The following is a 22,145-nucleotide window of genomic DNA, read 5'->3' as shown; positions in this document are numbered from 1 at the left end:
CACCGTCAATACGGAAATCATAGTTTTTCTGTCACATTGGTGGAACCACACGGAAAAGCGCGGTTTACGCGATGTGAAGGGCGACGGTCCTATACCCGCCGGACCATGCCTTCGTCTCCGAATCGCCTTGCCGCCCCTACCGAATCGAAGGGCGTCCCCGAATCGATCGGCGCCCAGGTGCGGCGCGCCGTCCTGTGGAGATCGGGCAGCCAGATCCTTGCGCAGATCGTGCAATGGGCGGCGACGTTCCTCGTCATCCGCATCCTCGATCCGCGCGACTACGGCCTCTATGCGATGACCGGGGTGGTGCTGGTCTTCCTCAACATGCTCAACGGCTACGGCCTCGCCAGCGGCCTGATCCAGCGCGACGACGTGACGCCGCGGCAGGTGCGGCAGCTGTTCGGCATGCTCGTCGCACTCAACGCATCGCTCGGCATCGCGCAGCTCCTGATCGCACCGCTCGCCGCCGCCTATTACCGCCAGCCCGAGGTGGCGCAGCTGCTGCGCGCGCAGGCGATCATCTATGTCGTCACGCCGTTTACCGCGCTGCCCTATGCGTTGCTGAGCCGGGCGATGGAGTTCCGGCGCCAAGCGGCCGCCAACGTCGCCGCCTCGCTGGCGGGGGCGACGACCGCGCTCGCCGGTGCCTCGCTCGGGCTGGGGGTGTGGACGCTCGTCTGGGCGCCGATCGCGCTCTACACGGTGCGCGCGATCATGCTGACCTGGGGCGCACGCTCGCTGATGTGGCCGGCGTTCGACTTTCGTGGCGCGGGGCATCTTGCGCGGTACGGCGGCGTGATGGCGGCGGGGCAGTTCTTCTGGTTTTTGCAGAGCCAGGCGGACGTGTTCATCGCCGGGCGCCGGTTCGACGCGCACCAGCTCGGCATCTATACGACCGCGCTGTTCCTCGCGCAGATCTTCGTCGCCAAGTTCGTGCCGCCGCTCAACGAGGTCGCGTTCAGCGCCTATGCGCGGATCCAGCACGACGAGGGCGCGGTCGGGCGGGCGTTCGTCCGGTCGGTGCGGGTCATCATGCTCGTCGCCATGCCCTTCTACCTGGGGCTGGCGGCGACCGCGGAGCCGCTGGTGCTGACCGCGCTCGACGCGAAATGGGCGGAGGTGGTGCCGGTGGTGCGGCTGATCGCGCTCGCGATGCCGTTCATGACGGTGCAGGTGCTCTATTCGCCCGCCTGCGACGCGCGCGGCCGGCCGGGGATCGGCGCGCGCAACGGCGCGGTCGGTGCCGCGCTGCTCGCCGCCGCCTTTGCCGTCGGAGTCCGCTGGGGACCGGTCGGGCTCGCATGGAGCTGGATCGCGGCCTATCCCCTGTACCTCGCGGCCTCGACGTGGCGGTCGCTGCCGGTGATCGGCGCGAGCGTCCGCGCGCTGGCGGATGCGATCGCCCCGTCCGCGGCCGCGGCGATCGGCATGGCGCTGGTGGTGACCGGCGTCGATCATGCGTTGCCGCCGCTCGATGCGCGGTTGCGGCTTGCGGTGCTCGTGGCGGTCGGCGCGGCGACCTATGGCGCGTGGCTGCTGCTGTTCGCGCGCGACACGGTGCGCGAGCTCGTCGCGCTGGTGCGCAGGCGACCGGTGCCCGCCGCCGCCACCTAGCTCTGCTGGATATAGTCGCGCATCGCCGCGGCATCGGCCTCGATCCGGTCGATGCGGTATTTGACGAGGTCGCCGATCGAGACGAAGCCGACCATCCGCCCGTCGTCGACCACCGGCAGGTGGCGGATGCGGCGACGGGTCATCAGCGACAAGGCGCCGATCGCGGGTTCGGTCGGGGCGACGCTCTGCACCGGCCGGGTCATGACCTCCGCCACCGTCCGGTCGAGCGCCGCGGGACCGTGCGCGGCAAGGCAGTGGACCACGTCGCGTTCGGAGAAGATGCCGACGACGGCCGCGCCGTCGACGACGGGGACCGCACCGATCCGTCGTTCGGCGAGCAGCGCCACCGCCTGACCCACCGTCGCGTCGCCGGCCAGCGAGACCACGTCGCTGCCTTTGCCACGCAGGATTGCCGCAATCGTCATGCTTCCTCTCCTTGCCATGCCCGCCTTTCGTGCCGTGAACGCGGTGCGGGATTGAGCAGACCACGTTTGCGGCGCATTGGCAAAAGGATGCGCGATACCCCGACAGGATTGGACGACCCCGCCCAGGCGGCGCACGCCTGGCACCGGTTCCGCAGCATCATGGCGTGGATGATCGCGGTCGCGGGGCTGTGCAGCGCGGGCGTGATCGCGGCGCTCGCCTGGGTGCACGGTCCGCTGCGGCTCGTCACCATGCTGGCGGTGATCGGCGGGGTCGGCGGATCGATCGCGATGGCGGGCGCGCTGATGGGACTGGTGTTCCTCAGCTCCGGCACCGGGCACGATGAGGATGTCGAGCGCGTCCATCGCGACGAAACCCGCTGACACGAAAAGGGCCGGTTCCCGCGAAGGAACCGGCCCCGGCAGGCACATGGCGCGGAGCGCGGCCTATTCGGCGGCGGGCGCTTCCGCGGCGGGCGTCCGCGCGACGCGGCGGCGACGCGGCTTGGGTGCTTCGTCGTCGGCGTCGTTCGCTGCGGCGATGTTCAGCGACGGCGGCAGGCGATCGGCATCGACGCCGTTGCCTTCCGTCTCGGCCGGCGCCGTGGCCACGCCCTCGACCTGCGCGTCGCGGCGCGGACGACCGCGGCGGGGACGGGGGGCGAGTGCGGGTGCATCCGCCTCCAGCACCGCCTCGGTCCGGTCGGCGAGCGTTTCCCCGTCCGCGAGCGGATCGGCACGACGCTGGCCGGCGACCTCGACCGGTGCATCGCCGGCCTCCTGCCGCGGACGCCGGACGCGATCCTCGCGCTGCGGGCGATCGTCGCGCTGGGCGCGCTCCTCGCGCTGCTGCGGACGATCCTCACGGTTGGCGTCGCGATTGCCGCGATCCTCGCGGTTGCCATTCGCGTTGCCGTTGGCATTGCCGCGATCGTCCCAGTTGCGCGCCTGGCGCTGGTCGCCGTCCTGGCGATCGCGACGTTGCGGGCGCTCGTCGCGCTGCTGGTCGCGGCCGTCGCGCTGGTTCTGGTCGCGCTGGCCCTGCTCGCGCTGCTGGCCCTCGCCGTCCTGTTCGCCGGCGCGGATCGGCTCGCCCTCGTCGCCGTAATCGTCGTCGTCGTTGAGGTCGAACGGCTGCTGGCGGCGCGGCTGGCTGTTGTCTTCGAAGCGGCCACGCTGGTCTGCGATCACGCGAAAGTAATGATCGGCGAACTGGAGGTAATATTCGGTGTTGACGCGATCGCCCTGGCGTTGCGCCTCGCCGGCCAGGTTCTTGTACTTTTCGAACAGCTGGTTCGCATTGCCGCGTGCGCGGCTGTCGATGCGGTTGCCGTTGTCCGGCCGTCCCTGGCCACCCTGGCGCGGCCCGTTGCCGCCACCGCTGCCACCATTGTTACCGCCACGGCCGCGACGGCGACCGTTCTGCCGATTGTTGATCAAGCTACTGTCCCACGATCAGAGTGTATCTGGTCCTCAAAACCCGTTCGGCCACGACGGCCTGTGCTCCCGGTCAACGGTGCAACCCTCCGGGTCGCGGCGTGCCTTCGGCGACGCTCGAGCCTGCCACGGCCACCGGACTTCAGCGGCTTCATGACGAAGGATGCGGGTCAGCGCCCTACGATCAACCCCGTTATTCGTTGATGGTGCGTGCCCCGGCCCGACCAATAGCTGGCGATGGACCGTTCCTACAAGTGAAATATGAGGGCGCGTGCCGCTTCTTTCAACCCTGTGGCGGCACGGTCACGAGCAGGCACCGGTCACGGTCGCCGAGATCGCGGTGCACGACGCTGGACAGACCCTGCGCCGCGAACAGCGCGCCCACCGCCGCGGCCTGCCGATGGCCGATCTCCACCGCGGCGCAGCCGCCGGGCGCGATCAGCCGCGGCAGCTGCCGGGCGAGGATGCGATAGTCGTCGAGCCCGTCCTCGCCCGCGAACAGCGCGGCGGCGGGCTCGTGCCCGCGCACCTCGTCGGGCAGCGCTTCGCCGGTCCCGATATAGGGCGGGTTGGCGAGGACGAGATCGAACGTGCCGTCGATCGCACCACCCCAGTCGCCCGCCACGAAGGCGGCGCGCCCTGCCATGCCGAGCGTCGCGGCGTTGCGCACGGCATAGCCCAGCGCCGCCGCCGAGCGGTCGACCCCCAGCCCCCGCGCCGGCCATTCGTCGAGCGCGGCGAGCAGCAGCGTGCCCGGACCGGTGCCGAGATCGAGGACCGTCGCCGGGGCGCGGGCGGCGAAATGCGCCGCGGCGGCAACCAGCAACGTCTCGCTGTCCGGCCGCGGGATCAGCACGCCGGGCCCGACCGAAAGGTCGATCGTCCAGAAGCCGCGGGTGCCGGTGATGTACGCGACCGGTTCGCGTGCCGCGCGGCGCTCGACCAGCGCGGCGAACGCGGGGGGCACCGGCCGGTCCATGTCGAGCAGCATCGCGCTGCGATCGAGGCCGAGCGCGTGCGCCATCAGCAGTTCGGCATCGAGCCGCGCGGTATCGGAAAACGCGAACCGCGCCGCAGCGTCCGAGAGGGCGATGCGGAGGGGTGTCATGCGTGAGCTACCCCGTCACGGCAGGAGCCGGTGACGTTCGAGCAAAGACGCGAAGACGCGCAGAACAGTGGATTCACGCGGAGGCGCGGAGGGCGCGGAGGGTTGCGCTCGGCGCAGCCGCTGCAATCCCTGCCCGTCGAAGCGCGTACCGCACCCGGGTGATGGAGGGGGGCTCCCGCGAGGGGCGAAACATCTCCGCGCCTCCGCGCCTCCGCGTGAACCCCCTTTTTCTGTCTCGACGCTGTCGCGCCCTCGCTCAGCCACGGCTTGTTGAGGGAGCGCGTCCCGCCGCCGCCAGGCGTCTTCCCTCGCCGCAGGGTCGACCCCGACACTCCTTCGCGGCAACGGCAGACGCAGCGGCCGGGCGATGGATATTTTCGACGCCCGATGTCAGCCATCCAGCGAGGCCAGCCGCTCCGCCTCGTCCTGCGCGATCAGCGCGCCGATCAGTTCGTCCATCTCGCCGGCCATGATCTCGGGCAGCCGGTGCAGCGTCAGGTTGATGCGGTGGTCAGTCACCCGCCCCTGCGGGAAATTGTAGGTGCGGATGCGTTCGGACCGGTCGCCGGACCCGACCATCGCCTTGCGCGTGCCGGACCGTTCGCTCGCCAGCCGTTCGCGCTCCGCCTCGTACAGGCGGGTGCGCAGCACCTTCAGCGCCTTGGCCTTGTTCTTGTGCTGCGACTTTTCGTCCTGCTGGATGACGACGAGGCCGGTGGGCAGGTGGGTGATGCGTACCGCGCTGTCGGTCGTGTTGACCGACTGGCCGCCCGGCCCCGACGAGCGATAGACGTCGATGCGCAGGTCCTTCGCCTCGTCGATGCGGACGTCGACATCCTCCGCCTCGGGCAGCACCGCGACCGTCGCCGCCGAGGTGTGGATGCGCCCGCCCGCCTCGGTCGCGGGGACGCGCTGGACGCGGTGGACGCCCGCCTCGAACTTCAGCCGGGCGAACACGCCCGATCCCGTGACCGAGGCGACGACCTCCTTGAACCCGCCCGCGTCGGAGGACGAACCGCTGATGAGTTCGACCCGCCAGCCCTGCCCTTCGGCATAGCGCTGGTACATGCGGAACAGGTCGCCGGCGAACAGCGCGGCCTCGTCGCCGCCGGTGCCGGCGCGGATCTCCAGCATCGCGGCACGCTCGTCGGCGGCGTCGCGCGGCAGCAGCGCGAGCGCGAGGCGGCGGTCGGCGGCATCGAGCGCACGGGCGTTGTCGCGCAGCTCCTCGGCCGCCATCTGGCGCAGTTCCTCGTCGCCGGTATCCTCGGCCATCCAGGCGAGGCTGTCCGCCTCCTGCCGCAGCCGCCGCACCTCGCCCGCCGCCGCGGCGACGGGTTCCAGCTCGGCATATTCCTTCGACACCGCGACGAAGCGGTCGCTGGCCAGCTCGCCGGTCGCCATCAGCGCCTGCAACTCGTCGCGCCGCGCTTCGATCTGCGCGATCCGTTCGGGGGAGATGGTGGTCATGCCGCGATCCTCCCCGGCACGGGGAGGGGGACCATGCGCAGCATGGTGGAGGGGGGCATCCCCAAAGGACGTGCTTCGTGGAGAACCCCCTCCACCACGCCGCTGCGCGTCGCGGTCCCCCTCCCCTTGCAGGGGAGGATAACGATAGCCATCACCGTAGCGCCTCTATGACTTCGGCTGCACCGATGTTGCGTTGCTCTCCAGTCGCCATGGTCTTGATCGTAACACTGCCTTCGATCAGGGTCGGCCCTACGAAGATGACGTGGGTCGCATCCGCGGAAGCGGCCCTCTGCATGCGCTTCTTGGCGTTCCCGCGGAAATCGGTGTGAACCGTCAGCCCCTGTCGGCGGAGATTGGCGGCATAACCCATCGCTATTGTCTCAAAAGACAAGTCGAGCGGGACCACCGCTACGGTTGGGTGCTCAACCGCCGGCTCGTCCACCAACATCGCCAGCCGCTCGACGCCCGCCGCCCAGCCGACGCCCGCGGTCGGCGCGCCGCCCAGGCTCTCGACCAGCCCGTCGTAGCGCCCGCCGGCCAGTACCGTGCCCTGCGCGCCGAGCCGGTCGGTGACGAATTCGAACGCGGTATGCCGGTAATAGTCGAGCCCGCGCACCAGCCGCGCGTTGCGCGTCCAGGCGACGCCCGCCGCATCCAGCCCGGCGGTCACCGCGTCGAAGAACGTTCGCGCCTCCGGGGTCAGATAGGCGTCGATGTCCGGCGCCGCATCGGCGATCGGGCGATCGCGCGGGTCCTTGGAATCGAGGATGCGCATCGGGTTCTTGTCGAGCCGGGTCAGGCTGTCCTCCGACAATTCCGCCCTGTGCGCCTCGAAATGTGCGACCAGCCCGGCGCGCCACGCCTCGCGCGTCTCGGCATCGCCCAGCGTGTTGAGCTGCAACGTCACGCCGTCGGCGATGCCCAGTTCGCGCAGCAGCTGGTCCGCCATCACCAGCAGTTCGACGTCCGCGGCGGGCTCGGGCGCGCCCAGGATCTCCGCGTCGATCTGGTGGAACTGGCGATAGCGCCCCTTCTGCGGGCGTTCGTAGCGGAACACCGCGCCGCTGGTCGTGACCTTCAGCGGCGCATATTGCTGCCAGCCCTCGGTCAGGAAGGCGCGCGCGATGCCGGCGGTGAATTCCGGGCGCAGGGTCAGCGAATCGCCGCCCCGGTCGGGGAAGGTATACATCTCCTTCGACACGACGTCGGTCGTCTCGCCGATCGACCGGGCGAACACCTCGGTCGCCTCGAACACGGGCAGGTCGACGCGGCCGAAGCAATAGAGCCGCCGCACGCGCTCGAACGTGTCGAGCACATGGGAAAAGCGGCGCTGTTCCTCGCCGAAGATGTCCTGGGTGCCGCGCACCCGGCGCGGCGTTTCGATACGGGCCATAGGGCTGCGCTATCTAGGCGAGACGTGCGGCAAGCGCTAGCATTTCGCCGATGACGGACCGGCAACGCTTCTGGGGGATCGGCAGCCGCGTGGCACCGCCGCGTTTCGCGCTGTTCGTGCTGCTGTTCGGCGCGGGGCTCGCGGGGTTCGTGCCGTGGCTGGGGTCGGGCCGGGGCGCGATGGCGGCGTTCGACGTCGCCGCCGCGGTGTTCCTCGCATCGGTAACGACGCTGTTCGCACATGCCAGCGCGGACCGCATGCGCCGCGCGGCGCGCGACAACGACGCCAACCGCGCGCTGCTGCTGGGCATCACCTTCGCCACGACGATCATCATCCTGGTCGCGGTGGCGGGCGAGCTCAAGGGGCGCAACGACGCGATGGCGATCGCGCTGGTGATCGCCACGCTGGTACTCGCCTGGCTGTTCTCCAACATGGTCTATGCGCTGCACTATGCGCACCTGTTCTACCTGCCCGACGACAAGGGGGACGCCGGCGGGCTGGAATTCCCGGCGTGCGACGAGCCCGACTATTGGGACTTCCTGTATTTCAGCGCGACGCTCGGCATGACCTTCCAGACGTCCGACGTGTCGATCACCGCGCGGCGCATCCGTCGCGTGGTGCTCGGCCAGTGTCTCGCGGCGTTCGTCTTCAACCTCGGCGTGCTCGCGTTCACGATCAACGTGCTGGGCGGCGGCGGCGGGTAAAGGACTGGACGGCTGGCCTTTTGCGCGCTTACACCCGCCGCAACAATATTTCGCCGAAGGTCCTCCATGATCCGCAAGTTCGCCGTCGCGTCCCTTTTCGTGTCCGTCGCCGTGCCCGCACTGGCGCAGGTGCCCGCGGGCAACAGCGCGCCGCAGCCGGTGCCGATCACGGATACGATCCCGGCCGCCCGCGACATCCCCTATCCCGGCACGCTCAAGCTCGACGTCGACGCGACCGACACCGAACGCGGCATCTTCCGCGTCCGCGAGACGATCCCGGTCGCGCGCCCGGGGCCGATGGCGCTGCTGTTCCCGAAGTGGCTCCCCGGTGCGCACACGCCGCGCGGCGAGATCGAGAAACTCGCCGGGCTGGTCATCCGCGGCAACGGCCGCATCCTGCCGTGGACGCGCGACACCGGCGACGTCTTCGCCTTCCATATCGACGTGCCCGCGGGCGTGAAGGTGCTCGACGCGGAATTCCAGTTCCTGTCCGCGACCAAGACCGACCAGGGGCGGATCGTCGCGACCCCCAACCTCATCAGCCTGCAACCCAATTCGGTGAGCCTCTATCCCGCCGGCTATTACACCCGCCAGATCCCGGTGCAGATGACGGTGAAGTTCCCCGCCGGCTGGACCGCGGCGGGCGCGATCCCCGCCAAGGCGGCGGGATCGACCTATACCTACGACAGGACGAACTACGAGATCCTCGTGGATTCGCCGGTGCTCGCGGGCCGCTACGGCAAGACCTGGGCGCTGTCGCCGCGCGTCGACCTCAACGTCTTCGCCGATTCGCCCGAGCTGCTCGCCGCGAAGCCCGAACAGATCGAGGCGCACCGGCGGCTGGTCGATCAGGCGGTCAAGACCTTCGGCGCGCAGCATTACGACCATTACGAATTCCTGCTGTCGCTCAGCGACCAGCTCGGCGGCATCGGGCTGGAGCATCATCGCAGTTCCGAGAACGGATCGCGGCCGACCTATTTCACCGAATGGGATGCGAACGTCGCCGCGCGCAACCTGCTGCCGCACGAATTCACGCACAGCTGGGACGGCAAGTTCCGCCGCGGCGCCGACCTGTGGACGCCCGATTTCCGCACGCCGATGCGCGATTCGCTGCTGTGGGTGTACGAGGGGCAGACGCAATTCTGGGGCTATGTGCTCCAGACGCGCTCGGGCCTCGTCAGCAAGCAGGACACGCTCGATGCCTATGCCGGCATCGCCGGCGCCTATGATCTCGCGCCGGCGCGGCAGTGGCGCAACCTGCTCGACACGACCAACGATCCGATCATCTCGTCGCGCCGGCCCAAGGGCTGGACCAGCTGGCAGCGCAGCGAGGATTATTACAACGAGGGCCTGATGGTCTGGATGGAGGTCGACGCGATGCTCCGCCGGCAGTCGGGCGGCGCCAAGTCGATCGACGATTTCGCCCGCGCCTTCTTCGGCGTGCGCGACGGCGACTGGGGCGAGCTGACCTATACGTTCGACGACGTCGCCGCGACGCTCAACGCGATCCAGCCTTACGACTGGGCCGGGTTCCTGAAGAAGCGGATCACCGAGACGGGCCAGCCCGCCCCGGTCGATGGCTTCGCGATGAACGGCTACAAGCTCGTCTATGGACCGCAGCCGACCAGATACATCACCAACACGGAAAAATCCGGCACGATCAACGTCACCTGGTCGGTCGGCCTGTCGATCGGCAAGGATGGCGAGATCGGCGTGGTGACGTGGGACAGCCCGGCATTCAAGGCGGGGCTGGACGTCGGCACAATGGTGCAGGCGGTCAACGGCGTGGCCTATAGCGGCGATGCGATGAAGGCCGCGATCGTCGCCGCGCAGACGACGAAGGACCCGATCCGGCTGCTGGTCCGAAACGGGCCACGCTACCGCGAAGTCGCCATCGACTATCACGGCGGGCCCCGCTATCCGCGCCTCGAGAAGGTCGGCACCGGCGAAACCGGGCTCGACAGGCTTCTTTCGCCACGCTGAAGGGCAGCGGGCACGGTTACGACAAGGGACTTTCATGCGTATCGATCTGATTCCGGTCGGCAAGAGCCCGCCCGACGACCTCAACGTCATCATCGAGGTGCCGACCGGCGGCGAGCCCGTGAAGTATGAATTCGACAAGGCGTCGGGTGCGCTGTTCGTCGATCGCATCCTCCACACGCCGATGCGCTATCCGGCGAACTACGGCTTCGTGCCGCACACGCTGTCGCCCGACGGCGATCCGCTCGACGCGCTGGTGATCGCGCGCTCGCCGTTCATCCCCGGCTGCGTCGTGCGCGCGCGGCCGATCGCGGTGCTGAACCTCGAGGACGAGGCCGGCGGCGACGAAAAGCTCGTCTGCGTCCCCGTCGACGAGGTCTTCCCTTATTATTCCAACGTCGACGGCCGCGCCGATGTGCCCGAGATCGTGTTCGAACAGATCGAGCACTTCTTCACGCACTACAAGGATCTCGAAAAGAAGAAGTGGGTGCGCGTCGGCGTCTGGGGCGACCGCGACGAGGCACGCCGCATCACGCTGGAAGCCGTCCAGCGCTATGACGAGGCGAAGGCGCAGGGCGAGGAACCGCACAATCACGACGTCCCCGGCCGCGAAGGCTAAGTCCTTGTAGATACAAGATCACGTCCAATGCGGAGGCGACTTCGCTCGGACGTGATCGGGCTTTCGCCTAACCCTTGCGAACAGCAAGGGAGAGGGAAGCATGACCTACCGCCGCCGCAACGGGTTCGACACCTGGCATTTCTGCACCAATTGTTCGTTGTGGCCGACCGGCGACTTCAAGGAACAGTCGGGCAAGCCCACCACGGGCGAACTGTGCAATCAGTGCCGTTCCAAGGACCGGGACGGACATTGCAGGCGTTGAGGCAGGGACGGCCCGTGACCACGCGTCACGGACGATCCTCGCCCGCGGCCAGCCGCAGCAGCGGATCGCCCTCCACCCGCTGGACGGTCCATTCGTCCTGCCCCACTGCGCCCATCGCGCGATAGAAGGCGATGGCATCGGCGTTCCAGTCGAGCACCGACCATTCGAACCGTCCGCACACGCGCGCCACCGCCAGCGCGGCGAGGTGGCGCAACAACGCCGTGCCGACGCCCGTGCCGCGCGCCTCCGGCGTGACGTACAGGTCTTCGAGATACAGGCCGCGCCGCCCCGTCCACGTCGAGAAATTGTGGAAGAACAGCGCAAAGCCCAGCGGCCCGCGCGCATCCTCGGCGATCACCGCCTCGGCCGCCGGGTGCGGGCCGAACAGCGCTTCCGCCAGCATGTCCTCGGTCGCCGCCACCGCATCGGGTTCGCGCTCGAACGCGGCGAGATCGCGCACGAAGCGCAGGATGGTGCCGACATCGGCGAGCGTGGCGGGGCGGATCATAAGGCGGCTTCCGTTTGGGGGCCGGCCACGCGCTTGCGTACCGCGACCAGGCATCCGAGGATGATGAGCAGGGCGCCCGCGACGGTCCAGGGCGAGACGCGCTCGGCGAACACCAGCCAGCCGAACAGTGCCGACCAGACGAAGGCGGTATATTCGACCGGCGCCAGCACCTGCGCCTCCGCACGCGCATAGGCCCAGGCGAGCGCCACCGCCGATATCGATCCCAGCACCGCGGCGCCGAGGATCGCGGGCGCCTGCGCCGGCGTCGGCATGCCGCCGAACCACGGGCTGCCGGCGAGCAGCAGGCCGCCGAGCACGATGCTGGTAAACAGCGCGACTTCCAGCGCATCCGCCGCCTGCGCCTGCCGCCGCAGCAGGATGAGGCTGCCGGCATAGAGTACCGAGGCGATCAGGATCGCGACGCTCCCCAGCACCGTCTGTTCGGACGCGCGCGCCTGCACCTGCCCCGCCGCGATCGCGAGCACGCCGAGGCTCGCGACCAGCGATCCGCCGATCGCGGCGCGACGGATTCGCTCGCCGAGCGTCAGCGCGGCGAGGAACAACGCGATCAGCGGCGCGAGAAAGGTCAGCGCCACGCCCTGCGCCATCGGTACGCGCACCAGCCCCCAGAAGAACAGCAGCACCGACGCGCCCCCGGTCGCGCCGCGCGCCAGATGCAGCCGGAACGCCTGCGCGCTCGGCCACGGCCGGCGTTTCGCGAGATACAGCGGCGCGAGCAGCGCGACCCCGGCGAGCGAGCGCCACAGTACCGCGGCATAGGCGCCGCTGGCGATCGACAGCCCCTTCATGATCGCATCCATCGCCGAATAGACGGCGATCCCGCCCGCGGCGACGCCGAAGGCGACGATCGACGACGTCGGTCGGGTCATCGTACCAGTCGAACGTCGATGCCGAGATCGAGGCCCGACCATTTGCGGTCCGCGGTCAGCACCGGCAGCCCGAGGCGCAGTCCGAGCGCAAGGCAGGCGCGGTCGCCGAGCGACAGGCCGAGATGCACGGTCAGCGGACGCAACCGCCCGACCTCGCGCGCCAGCCCTTCGTCGAACCGGCGGATACGCAACGGCAGCGGACGCAGGTACAGATCGACGTCCGCGGCGGTGCCGCCCCGCTCCAGGATCTTGGTATAGACCTCGGCGAGGTTCACCGCCGACACGTGGAACACCTCGCGCGGCAGATCGAGCACGTCGCCGCCTTCCTCGCCCAGCATGCCGGCAAGCAGGACGGAACTGTCGACGACCTTGGTCATTCGCCCCAGTCGGCGCGCCGTTCGGCGAGGAACCGGTCGACGCTGTAACCCTTCATCGTTTCCCGCAATCGGTCGATGGCGGCATCCCGACCATCGTCCCGCCGCACCACGATCGCACTCCCCGACCGATCGACGCTGACGCGATCGCCAGGCATCAGCCCGAGCGCACGCACCAGTTCCTCGGGCAGCGGCAGGCTGCCATCCGCGGACAGTTCGGCGTGATAGGTCATGGATGGACGCGTAACACGGACGTTATTCCGCCGCCACCGCCTGCTGCGCGGCGGCGTCCGCCGCCTCGATCTCGGCGGCCTTCGCCTCGACCAGCCGGACGATATGGTCGACCATGTCCGCGTCCTGGACGTGGTGGTCGGTGACGCCCGACAGATAGACCATGTGCTTGCCGTTGCCGCCGCCGGTGATGCCGATGTCGGTCTCGCGCGCCTCGCCGGGGCCGTTGACGACGCAGCCGAGCACCGACAGGCTCATCGGCGTGCGGATGTGCTGCAACCGTTCCTCCAGCGCCTGCACGGTGCGGATCACGTCGAATCCCTGCCTCGCGCAACTGGGACAGGACACGACCCGGACACCGCGGTTGCGGATGCCCAATGCCTTCAGGATCTCGAAGCCGACGCGCACCTCGTCCTCGGGCTCGGCCGACAGCGAGACGCGGATCGTGTCGCCGATGCCGAACCACAACAGGCTGCCGATGCCGATCGCCGACTTCACCGTGCCGCCGACGAACCCGCCCGCCTCGGTGATACCGAGGTGCAGCGGGCAATCCACCGCCTCGGCCAGCTGCTGATAGGCGGCGACCGCCAGGAACAGGTCGGACGCCTTCACCGCGACCTTGTATTCGTGGAAATCGTGGTCCTGGAGCAGCTTGATATGATCGAGCGCGCTCTCGACCAGCGCGTCCGGACAGGGTTCGCCGTATTTTTCCAGCAGGTCCTTTTCCAGGCTGCCGCCGTTGACGCCGATCCGGATCGAACAGCCGTTGGCCTTGGCGGCGCGCACCACCTCGGCGACGCGCTGGCTCGACCCGATGTTGCCCGGATTGATCCGCAGGCAGGCCGCGCCCGCATCGGCCGCCTCCAGCGCGCGCTTGTAGTGGAAATGGATGTCGGCGACGATCGGCACGCGGCTGCCGCGCACGATCTGCTTCAACGCGGCGGTCGAATCGGTATCGGGGCAGGACACGCGGATGATGTCCACCCCCGCCTCCTCGCAGCGCCGGATCTGGTCGATCGTGGCGCGGATGTCGGGCGTCGGCGTGTTGGTCATCGTCTGCACGGTGACCGGGGCGTCGCCACCCACGGGAACGTTGCCGACCATGATCTGGCGGCTCGGACGGCGGACGATGTCGCGCCACGGACGTAAGGACATGGGGTCGCATATACAGCAGCCGGGTTGCGGTTCAAAGGCGGTGGTGTAGGCAGGGCCCGGTTTTCATGTCGCGCGCGCCCATCCCCCGCCATTACGGCCTCGACTGGCTGCGCGTCGCCGCCTTCGCGATCCTGATCGTCTATCACGTCGGCATGGTGTTCGTGCCCTGGGGCTTCCATGCCAAGAGCGCGCACGGCGCCGAATGGGCGGTGCTGCCGATGCTCGCGGTCAACGCATGGCGGCTCAGCCTGCTGTTCGTCGTGTCGGGCTATGCCAGCCGCGCGCTGCTGACCCGCGCGCCGGGGATCGGCGGTTTCCTGCGCCAGCGGACGATGCGGCTGCTGGTGCCGCTCGCGTTCGGCGTCGCGGTCGTCGTGCCGCCGCAATCCTGGGTCGAGCTGGTGACGCAGCATGGCTATGCCGGCGGCTTCGCGACGTTCTGGGTCCGCGATGACTTCCGCTTCGGCACGCTCGGCGGGATCGCGCTGCCCGCGCTCAACCATCTGTGGTTCGTGCTGTACCTGTGGCTCTACACCGCCGTGCTGGCGCTGCTGGTGGCGGCGGTGCGCTGGCGCCGCGCGCAGGCGGCGTTCGATGCGGTGTTCGACGGCCCGGCGCTGCTGCTGGTGCCGGCGGCGTGGCTGGTGTGCATCCACGCCTGGTGGTTCCCGATGGGATACGAGACGCACGATCCGGCGCACGACCTGATGGCGCACCTCAGCTATCTGCCCGCGTTCCTGTTCGGCTTCGCGCTGGCGGGGTCGGCGCGCGTGCTGGCGGCCTGCGTCCGCTGGCGCTGGATCGGGGCGGCGATGGGCGTTGCCGGCTATGCCTTCATCCTCGCGGTGGAACTGGCGCCCGACGGCGGCACGCCGCGCTGGCTCTATCCCGCCTACGGCGCTGCGCATGCGGTGCAGCAATGGGGGACGATCGTCGCGCTGGTCGGCCTCGCCGAACGCCACTGGAACCGCGACGCGCGCCTGCGGCCGATGCTGACCGAGGCGGTGTTCCCCTTCTACCTCGTCCATCAGACCATCATCGTGCTCGTCGCCTATTGGCTGACCCCCGCCGGATTGCCCGGCGGGGCCGAGTTCGCCGTGCTCGTCGCCGCGACCGTCGCGGGATGCTGGCTGTTCTACCTGGCCGGACGCCGGATCGCGCCGCTGCGGCCGTTGATCGGGTTGCGCGCCCTTCCCCACCCGCACAAGGCGATAGCATGACCGACAGTCCCCATTGGTCGCTGGTGATCCACGGCGGCGCCGGATCGATCGAGCGCCACCGGCTGACCGCCGATCAGGACGCCGGCGTCCGCGCCGGCCTGGGCCGCGCGCTCGACGCCGGCGTCGCCGTGCTGCGCGCCGGCGGGCCCGCGCTCGACGCGGTCGAGGCGGCGGTGCGCGTGCTGGAGGAGGATCCGCACTTCAACGCGGGCCGCGGCGCCGCCTTCGCCCGCGACGGGACGATCGAACTCGACGCCGCGATCATGGACGGGCGCACCCGCGCGGCGGGCGCGGTGTCGGGGATCACCGCCACCCGCTCGCCCGTCGGTCTCGCCCGGCGGGTGATGGAGGCGAGCCCGCACGTCCTGCTCGGCGGCGAGGGCGCCGAACGCTTCGCCCGCGAACAGGGGCTCGCCACCGCCGAACCGGGCTGGTTCGCGACCGAGGAGCGCCGCCGCCAGCTCGACGAGTTGCTGGCGCGCAATGCCGATGCCTTCGACATCGACATGAAATACGGCACGGTCGGCGCAGTGGCACGCGACGCCGCGGGACATCTCGCCGCCGCGACCTCGACCGGCGGGGTCACCGGCAAGCGCTGGGGCCGGATCGGCGACTCGCCGCTGATCGGCGCGGGCACGCATGCCGACGACCGATCGTCGGCGGTATCCTGCACCGGGTCGGGCGAATTCTTCATCCGCATCGGCGTCGGGCACGAAATCGGCGCGCGCATCCGCCTGCTCGGCGAGGACACGCAGACCGCCGCCGACGCGGTGATGGCGGAGGTCCGCGCGCTCGGGGGCACCGGCGGCGTCATCGTCACCGACCCGGCGGGCGCCGCGGTGTGGAGCTTCACCACCCCCGGCATGTACCGCGCCCGCGCCACCGAATCGGGCGTGCGCGAGGTCGCGGTCTACGGCGACGAATGAGCGTCGCGGTTTCGCCACGATCGATGGCGATGCTGGCGGGATGATCCGCCGCCTCGCGCTCCTGCCCGCCGCCCTGCCGGCCGCCCTGATCGCCACCGCCGAGGCGCCGCCGCCGCCCGCCGGGCTGGCGCCCTATATCCGCGACGGGCGCTTCGATCCCGGCGATTTCGGCTGGCTGCGCGGCCTGTTCGACGGGGCGACGCCGGCGCAGGTCGCCGCCTGGGTCGACACCGACGCGTGGCTGAAGCGATGCCGCACGGCGGCGACGGACGCGGTCCGCGCGGATCTGGTCCGCGCCGGCATTCCGGAACCGGCGATCCATGTCGGTAGCTATGGCGACCCGCTGTGCGGCGCGGTGACCATGGCGTTTCCGCAAGGGTCGATGGGGCGCGACTGGGCGCGGTTCCAGGCGAAGCTGGCGAGCGGCCGGCGTGTCGCGGCGGCGATCGTCTGGTCCGCCGGCCTCGCGCAGGGGGTGGCGGATGGCGGGAACGGCGACGGCCTGCCCGCGCGGCTCGACGCGCGGCCGATCACCGATCAGGTGCTGCGGCTGTCGATGGCGTGGAACGAGGGGGAGTATAAGGGCGCGCCGCCGCTCGACGCGATGGAACAGGGGATCGTGCGCAGCCTGACCTGGGTCGCGATCCAGCGCCGCGATGCCGCCAACACCCTATGGATGAAGACCGTGGTCGCGGAGCACGGCTGGCCGACGATCGCCACGGTCGGCATGGCGGCGTCGGCCAACGCCTGGCTGCTCGTCCAGCACGCCGACGACGATCCCGTCTTCCAGCTGCGCATGCTGCGCCTGATGGAGCCGCTCGCGGCGCGCGGTGCGGTGGCAAAGGACAATTACGCGCTGCTCCGCGATCGCGTCATGCTGCAACTCACCGGCAGGCAGCGCTACGGCACGCAATGGAGCTGCGCCACCGGCAGCTGGGCGCCGTTCACCCTCGAGGACGCGGGCAAGGTCGATGCGTATCGCGCCGAGGCCGGCCTCGGCACGCTGGCGGAGAACGGTGAGCGGATCCGCCGGAACTACGGCCCCTGCCCGCCACAGCCGCATTGACGGGAAAGGCGCTTCTGCCGCGACCCATCCGTCGCTAAAGCCATCCCCATGAAAATCCTTCGCTTCGTCGTCGCCGCGCTGCCGGCGTTCGTCCTCGCCGCGCCGGCCGGCGCCTATTGGGAGTTCGGGCATCAGACCGTCGCGCGGATCGCCTATGCCAATGTCGCGCCGCGCACCCGCGTCGAGATCCGCCGCCTGCTCGCCGAGACGCCGCGGCTCGATACGCCGGAATGCCCCGCCACGACCATGGAAGGCGCCAGCACCTGGGCCGATTGCGTCAAGCCGCTGAAGGGCGCCGACGGCAAGTCGCGCTTCGGCTATGCCTACAACTGGCATTTCCAGGACGTCGACATCTGCGCGCCGTTCACGCTGGCGGATGCGTGCAGGGACGGCAATTGCGTCTCCGCCCAGATCACCCGGGACGTCGCGGTCCTGAAGGACCGCCGCGCGAGCCCGAAGGACCGGGCGCAGGCACTGGTGTTCCTGATCCACTTCGTCGGCGACCTGCACCAGCCGCTCCATGCCGGCGAAAAGCACGACAAGGGCGGCAACGACCTTGCCGCCGCTTATGGCAGCTACAGCCCCAGGCGCTTCAACCTGCATTCGGTGTGGGACGGCACGCTCGCCGAGCGCGCGATCACCAGCGGGCCGTCGCTGGTGCGCCGCTATCCCGCTGCCGAACGCCGCCGCATCGCCGCGGGCACGGTCGCCGACTGGAGCCGCGAATCGTGGCAGGTCGCGCACGACGTCGTCTATGCCAGCGCGCTGAAGGGCGACCCCTGCGCAGCCTCGCCCGCGAAGGTGACGCTGGACGATGCGACGATCGCGCGGATCGTGCCGGTCGCGCGGCTGGAGGTGGAACGCGGCGGCCTGCGGCTCGCCCGATTGCTGGATCAGGCGCTGGGCTGACGCGCGGGGCCGTCGCCCTCCGCGCCCCCCGTGACGATCGTCGCCCTCCCCCTCGCCTCCGCCTCAGCCCGGATCCGCCTTCGGCGGTCGCCCGCGCTTCGTCGCCACCGGATCGTCGAGCTTCACCCCGCGCCGCGCCAGCGCCTCGCGCAGCAGGCATTCGACCTGCGCGTTGATGCTGCGCAGGTCGCCCGCCGCCGCTCGCTCGATCGCCGCATAGAGCAGGGGATCGAGCCGCAGCGGAAACGCCTTCTTGGGGGATGCCGCCATGCCGTACCGCTTACTGGTACAGCGAGCCGGCGTTGACCACGGGCTGGGTATCGCGCTCGCCGCACAGCACCACCATCAGGTTCGACACCATGGCGGCGCGGCGCTCGTCGTCGAGCTCGACGACGTTCTTCGCCGACAGCTGCGTCAGCGCGAGCTCGACCATGCCCACCGCGCCCTCGACCAGCGTGGTGCGCGCCGCGACCACCGCCTGCGCCTGCTGGCGGCGCAGCATCGCGCCGGCGATCTCCTGCGCATAGGCGAGGTGGGTAAAGCCGCATTCGTCGACGGTGATCCCGGCAACCAGCAGCCGCGCGATCAGTTCGGTGCGCAACTCCGCGCCGACCGAATCGTGGTTGCCGCGCAGCGTCACCTCCTGATGCTCGTAATCGTCATAGGGGTAGCGCGAGCCGATCGTCCGCACCGCCGCCTCGATCTGCACGTTCACGAACGCCTTATAGTCGTCGACGTCGAACAGCGCCTGTGCGGTATCGGTGACGCGCCAGACGACCTGCGCCGCCATCTCGATCGGGTTGCCGCGCAGGTCGTTGACCTTGATCCGGTCTGAAATGACGTTGTTGGCGCGCACCGACACCTTGCGCCGCATCAGCCAGGGCAGCACCCAGCGCAGGCCGCTGACCCGGTCGGTGCCGGCATAGCTGCCGAACAGCGTGATCGCCGCCGCCTGGTTGGGTTGCAGCATGTAGAAGCCCGCGGCGATGAACACCGTGCCGATCGCGCAGGCCAGCGGCACGATCGCCATGATCGGCGGCGACAGCTCGTTCGCCAGCCGGACGATGGCGATTCCCCCGATCGCCACCAGCACCGCGGCGATCGCCAGCATCGCATAACCCGACGCGGTGCCCGCGCGCCGTTCCTGCGACCGTGTGAGACTCCCCTGTTCCACCACCCTGTCCTCCATTAAATGTGATATCACATTTATATCGGATTACGGGCGATGCAAGGCGATTCTCGTCCGGCGCGACGCGGCGGTCGCATCGCGCCGGACGTGCAGGTCAGTTGAGGACGACCGTCACCGCGCGGCGGTTCTGCGCCCAGCTCGATTCGTCCGATCCCAGCGCGACCGGGCGTTCCTTGCCGTAACTGATCGTGGTCAGGCGCGAGGGATCGATTCCCTTCGCCACCAGATAGTTCTTGGCCGCATTGGCGCGGCGGTCGCCCAGGCCGAGATTGTATTCGCGCGTGCCGCGTTCGTCGGCATGCCCCTCGATCGTCGCGCGCACCTGCGGGAAGCGTTGCAGCCACGACGCCTGGCTGTCGAGGATCGCGCGCGCCGCGGGATCGATGTCGGTCTGGTCGAGCCCAAACAAAACGGTGTTCGACGTCACCGAACGGCGGAAGTCGGCATCCGATCCGGGGACGATCGCGCCATCGACCGGGCCGTTCGACGGCGCCGGCGTATTGGCGTCGGCGGTCGAATCAACCGGGGGTGGCGGCAGCTGCTTGGGCTTGTGCGCGCACGCGCCGAGCGAGGCGAGCGCCGCGGCGGCGAGCAGCGTGTGGGTCAGCTTGGTCATGCGAATTCTCCCGTGGTGATCGTTCCGCCCCCGAAACTCCCCCGTTGATAACACGTCATGGCCGCAATGGCCCCCAGGCGGGGTCCGACCCGTCGAGCGGCGTCGGGATGCGGCGCTCGACCTGTCCGGTCAGGTCGACCATCCACAGGTCCGCCTTGCCGCCGCTGCCCGATCCGGAGCGATAGAAGGTGATGACGCGGCCGTTGGGCGACCAGCTCGGCCCCTCGTCCTGGCCGTTGGTCAGGATCTTCTCAGCCCCGCCCGACGGCGACATCGTGCCGATGCGGAACGCGCCGCCCAGCTTGGTGAAGGCGATCAGGTCGCCGCGCGGGCTCCACACCGGCGTCGCATAACGCCCGCCGCCGAAGCTGATGCGCTGCTGGCCCGATCCGTCGGCGTTCATGACATAGATCTGCTGCCCGCCGGACCGGTCGCTTTCGAAGGCGATGCGGCTGCCGTCGGGCGAATAGCTGCCGCCGGTATCGATGCCGGGCGAGGTGGTCAGCCGCTGCGGCGTGCCCCCCTGGCTCGACACGCGATAGATGTCGGTGTTGCCGCCCTGCGCCATCGAGAACAGGATCCAGCGGCCGTCGGGCGAGAAGCGCGGTGCGAAGGTCAGGCTGACGTTCTGCACCACCCGCCGCGGCCGTCCGGAGCCGAGGTCGTAGACGTAGATCGACGGCCGGTCGTTCTCGTAGCTCATGTAGACGATCGACTGCTGGTTGGGCGCGAAGCGCGGCGTCAGCACGATCGACTGTCCGTTGGTCAGGAAGCGGTGATTGGCGCCGTCCTGGTCCATGATCGCCAGCCGCTTGATCCGCTTGCCCTTGGGGCCGGTTTCGGAGACGTAGACGACGCGGCTGTCGAAATAGGGGCCCTCGCCGGTCAGCCGCGAATAGACCATGTCGGCGCATTTGTGCCCCGCACGGCGCCAGTCGCCGGGCGAGACGACGAACCCCGACCGGGTCAGCTCGACCTTCGAGAAGACGTCGTACAGATAGCAGCCGATCGTCAGGTTGCCGTCGCCGTTGGCGCGCACGAAGCCCTGCACCAGCGCCTGCGCGCCGGTGCCGCCCCAATAGTCGAACGCGGGCGCGTTGACCTCCTGAAAGCCGACCGCGCGCAGGCGATTGGCGCCGAGCGGGGTGAAGAGGCCCGAATTCTTCAGGTCGTTGGCGATGATGTCGGCCATCTGGCGGCCGAGCACGTCGGTCGATCCCGCCGGCGTCGACACCACCTGCGCGGTCGGCATCGCGGGGATCGCGATCGGCATCGGCGCCGATACGCCGCCGGTCACCGACACCTCGAGCGGTGCGGGCGTCTGGCCGGCGGGCGCGGCCTGGTCCTGCGGCGCGGGCGCCGGCGCGGGCGGAGTGGTTTGGGCGAGCGCCGGCAGCGCGACGGTGACGCTGAGCGCGACGAACAACGACCGGATCATGACCATCCTCCCGAAAACCCCTTCCGCACCCGCAATGCGGTGCCGTGTACGCCGTGGGATCCGTCTGCACGCACGCGCATCACCGGATCTTCCACTGGAAATTGATGTTGTTCCAGCCGCCCGACGGCGTCGAATAATATTCGGCGGGCAGCTTCAGCGGCGAACAGCCCTTGAACGCCGCGACGCCCAGGTCGACGACGCGCTGCTTGTAGCGTTCGTTCTCGTCGGTGACGCCGGCCTGCCGCACCATCCGCGGCGTCGCGGCGAGCGTACCGTCCTCGTTGAGGCGCAGGTTGAGCGTCGTGACGATCTCGTTCGCGCCGGGACCGGGATTGACCTGCCGATCGGCGCAGGGCTGCAACTGGCGCGCGATCGCCTGGACGATCGAGGCCATCGCGCGGCCGTCGATCTTGGCGGCGCGTGGCGCGGTCGAGGTGCTGGTCGACGGTTCGCTGGTCAGCCCCTCCAGGAAGTTCGCGCCCAGCCGCGATCCGCGCGGTTTGGCCGCGGTCGCGGCCGGTTTGGTGCCCGTGCCCTTGGCGGCGGCCGGTTGCGCCGGAGCGGCGGACGCCTTGGTCGCGGTCTTCGCGGGGGCGGCCGGGGCGGGCCTGGCC

General features: G+C 69.8%; 24 protein-coding genes and 1 pseudogene. 10 read left to right on the top strand and 15 right to left on the bottom strand.

The genetic code is table 11. The annotated features are described in order from the left end of the window. Positions 1–105 precede the first annotated feature (105 nt). Positions 106–1,614: a lipopolysaccharide biosynthesis protein gene (locus LPN01_RS18615; protein WP_262829920.1), complete on the top strand. Its 1,509-nt coding sequence runs from the start codon at positions 106–108 to the stop codon at positions 1,612–1,614. Here LPN01_RS18615 and LPN01_RS18610 read toward each other — a convergent pair. Further along, entirely contained in the window at positions 1,611–2,039 is a 429-nt protein-coding gene (locus tag LPN01_RS18610) for a CBS domain-containing protein (protein ID WP_262829919.1), read from the bottom strand. The two genes, LPN01_RS18615 and LPN01_RS18610, sit on opposite strands and share 4 nt — an antisense overlap. An 87-nt stretch (positions 2,040–2,126) precedes the next feature. Between LPN01_RS18610 and LPN01_RS18605 the strand changes: the two genes are divergently transcribed. Further along, positions 2,127–2,420 (top strand): hypothetical protein, encoded by a 294-nt coding sequence (locus LPN01_RS18605; RefSeq protein WP_262829918.1) that lies wholly within the window; start codon positions 2,127–2,129, stop codon positions 2,418–2,420. A 63-nt stretch (positions 2,421–2,483) separates the two neighbouring features. Here LPN01_RS18605 and LPN01_RS18600 read toward each other — a convergent pair whose 3' ends face one another. The 4 genes from LPN01_RS18600 to hisS form a co-directional block, all read right to left on the bottom strand. Next, positions 2,484–3,476 (bottom strand): DUF4167 domain-containing protein, encoded by a 993-nt coding sequence (locus LPN01_RS18600; RefSeq protein WP_262829917.1) that lies wholly within the window; start codon positions 3,474–3,476, stop codon positions 2,484–2,486. A 280-nt stretch (positions 3,477–3,756) separates the two neighbouring features. Then, positions 3,757–4,581, bottom strand: a complete 825-nt coding sequence (gene prmC / locus LPN01_RS18595) for a peptide chain release factor N(5)-glutamine methyltransferase (protein ID WP_262829916.1) — start codon at positions 4,579–4,581, stop codon at positions 3,757–3,759. A 390-nt stretch (positions 4,582–4,971) separates the two neighbouring features. Beyond that, on the bottom strand, positions 4,972–6,051 hold the full coding sequence (gene prfA / locus LPN01_RS18590; RefSeq protein WP_262829915.1) for a peptide chain release factor 1: 1,080 nt from the start codon (positions 6,049–6,051) through the stop codon (positions 4,972–4,974). A gap of 151 nt (positions 6,052–6,202) precedes the next feature. After that, positions 6,203–7,444 (bottom strand): histidine--tRNA ligase, encoded by a 1,242-nt coding sequence (hisS, locus tag LPN01_RS18585; protein ID WP_262829914.1) that lies wholly within the window; start codon positions 7,442–7,444, stop codon positions 6,203–6,205. 50 nt (positions 7,445–7,494) lie between these two features. Here hisS and LPN01_RS18580 point away from each other — a divergent pair, with 50 nt between their 5' ends. The 4 genes from LPN01_RS18580 to LPN01_RS18565 all read left to right on the top strand — a co-directional run bounded on the left by LPN01_RS18580 (position 7,495) and on the right by LPN01_RS18565 (position 11,009). After that, a complete protein-coding gene (locus tag LPN01_RS18580) occupies positions 7,495–8,148 on the top strand; it encodes a DUF1345 domain-containing protein (RefSeq protein ID WP_262829913.1) in 654 nt (217 codons plus the stop codon). A gap of 66 nt (positions 8,149–8,214) precedes the next feature. Continuing rightward, the gene (locus tag LPN01_RS18575; RefSeq protein WP_262829912.1) at positions 8,215–10,131 is read left to right on the top strand and encodes a M61 family metallopeptidase; all 1,917 of its coding nucleotides are present in this window, start codon (positions 8,215–8,217) and stop codon (positions 10,129–10,131) included. A 34-nt stretch (positions 10,132–10,165) separates the two neighbouring features. Further along, a complete protein-coding gene (gene ppa, locus LPN01_RS18570) occupies positions 10,166–10,747 on the top strand; it encodes an inorganic diphosphatase (RefSeq protein ID WP_262829911.1) in 582 nt (193 codons plus the stop codon). Positions 10,748–10,847: 100 nt separating this feature from the next. Next, positions 10,848–11,009 carry a hypothetical protein gene (locus LPN01_RS18565; protein ID WP_262829910.1) on the top strand — a complete coding sequence of 54 codons (162 nt, stop codon included), beginning with the start codon at positions 10,848–10,850 and terminating at the stop codon, positions 11,007–11,009. 25 nt (positions 11,010–11,034) lie between these two features. On the opposite strand, the gene LPN01_RS18560 is transcribed toward LPN01_RS18565, so the two are convergent. Genes LPN01_RS18560 through ispG form a run of 5 tightly spaced genes read right to left on the bottom strand, consistent with a single transcriptional unit; the run spans position 11,035 to position 14,167 of the window. Further along, entirely contained in the window at positions 11,035–11,517 is a 483-nt protein-coding gene (locus LPN01_RS18560) for a GNAT family N-acetyltransferase (protein WP_262829909.1), read from the bottom strand. Next, entirely contained in the window at positions 11,514–12,407 is an 894-nt protein-coding gene (locus LPN01_RS18555; RefSeq protein WP_262829908.1) for a DMT family transporter, read from the bottom strand. Before LPN01_RS18555 ends, LPN01_RS18560 begins: the two co-directional genes overlap by 4 nt. Beyond that, on the bottom strand, positions 12,404–12,784 hold the full coding sequence (locus tag LPN01_RS18550; protein WP_262829907.1) for a type II toxin-antitoxin system VapC family toxin: 381 nt from the start codon (positions 12,782–12,784) through the stop codon (positions 12,404–12,406). Before LPN01_RS18550 ends, LPN01_RS18555 begins: the two co-directional genes overlap by 4 nt. Then, positions 12,781–13,014: an AbrB/MazE/SpoVT family DNA-binding domain-containing protein gene (locus tag LPN01_RS18545; protein ID WP_262829906.1), complete on the bottom strand. Its 234-nt coding sequence runs from the start codon at positions 13,012–13,014 to the stop codon at positions 12,781–12,783. Before LPN01_RS18545 ends, LPN01_RS18550 begins: the two co-directional genes overlap by 4 nt. Positions 13,015–13,036: 22 nt before the next feature. Then, complete coding sequence (ispG, locus tag LPN01_RS18540) at positions 13,037–14,167, bottom strand: flavodoxin-dependent (E)-4-hydroxy-3-methylbut-2-enyl-diphosphate synthase (protein WP_262829905.1); 1,131 nt, start codon at positions 14,165–14,167, stop codon at positions 13,037–13,039. A gap of 65 nt (positions 14,168–14,232) precedes the next feature. Here ispG and LPN01_RS18535 point away from each other — a divergent pair, with 65 nt between their 5' ends. From LPN01_RS18535 to LPN01_RS18520, 4 genes are read left to right on the top strand one after another with little or no spacing between them, the layout of a single operon-like run. Continuing rightward, positions 14,233–15,387, top strand: a complete 1,155-nt coding sequence (locus LPN01_RS18535; RefSeq protein ID WP_262829904.1) for an acyltransferase family protein — start codon at positions 14,233–14,235, stop codon at positions 15,385–15,387. Further along, positions 15,384–16,313, top strand: a complete 930-nt coding sequence (locus LPN01_RS18530; protein ID WP_262829903.1) for an isoaspartyl peptidase/L-asparaginase family protein — start codon at positions 15,384–15,386, stop codon at positions 16,311–16,313. Before LPN01_RS18535 ends, LPN01_RS18530 begins: the two co-directional genes overlap by 4 nt. A gap of 40 nt (positions 16,314–16,353) precedes the next feature. Next, positions 16,354–17,379 (top strand): DUF6624 domain-containing protein, encoded by a 1,026-nt coding sequence (locus tag LPN01_RS18525; protein ID WP_262829902.1) that lies wholly within the window; start codon positions 16,354–16,356, stop codon positions 17,377–17,379. Between the two features lie 48 nt (positions 17,380–17,427). Then, complete coding sequence (locus tag LPN01_RS18520) at positions 17,428–18,288, top strand: S1/P1 nuclease (RefSeq protein WP_262829901.1); 861 nt, start codon at positions 17,428–17,430, stop codon at positions 18,286–18,288. 63 nt (positions 18,289–18,351) lie between these two features. On the opposite strand, the gene LPN01_RS18515 is transcribed toward LPN01_RS18520, so the two are convergent. The 5 genes and pseudogenes from LPN01_RS18515 to LPN01_RS18495 form a co-directional block, all read right to left on the bottom strand. Continuing rightward, the gene (locus tag LPN01_RS18515) at positions 18,352–18,558 is read right to left on the bottom strand and encodes a toxin-antitoxin system HicB family antitoxin (RefSeq protein ID WP_262829900.1); all 207 of its coding nucleotides are present in this window, start codon (positions 18,556–18,558) and stop codon (positions 18,352–18,354) included. A gap of 10 nt (positions 18,559–18,568) precedes the next feature. Continuing rightward, the gene (locus LPN01_RS18510) at positions 18,569–19,465 is read right to left on the bottom strand and encodes an SPFH domain-containing protein (protein WP_410482855.1); all 897 of its coding nucleotides are present in this window, start codon (positions 19,463–19,465) and stop codon (positions 18,569–18,571) included. 106 nt (positions 19,466–19,571) lie between these two features. Beyond that, positions 19,572–20,093, bottom strand: coding sequence for a peptidoglycan-associated lipoprotein Pal (gene pal, locus LPN01_RS18505; protein ID WP_262829898.1), 522 nt, complete (start codon positions 20,091–20,093; stop codon positions 19,572–19,574). A 55-nt stretch (positions 20,094–20,148) separates the two neighbouring features. Next, on the bottom strand, positions 20,149–21,531 hold the full coding sequence (tolB, locus tag LPN01_RS18500; protein ID WP_262829896.1) for a Tol-Pal system beta propeller repeat protein TolB: 1,383 nt from the start codon (positions 21,529–21,531) through the stop codon (positions 20,149–20,151). Between the two features lie 79 nt (positions 21,532–21,610). Continuing rightward, positions 21,611–22,145, bottom strand: a pseudogene (locus LPN01_RS18495) (cell envelope biogenesis protein TolA); the annotation flags it as partial.

The sequence above is a fragment of the Sphingomonas sp. A2-49 genome, from assembly GCF_025548555.1.
Taxonomy (GTDB): Bacteria; Pseudomonadota; Alphaproteobacteria; order Sphingomonadales; family Sphingomonadaceae; genus Sphingomonas.
The sequence above is the reverse complement of the archived record's forward strand: the minus strand, read 5'-3'. Positions and strand labels throughout refer to the sequence as shown.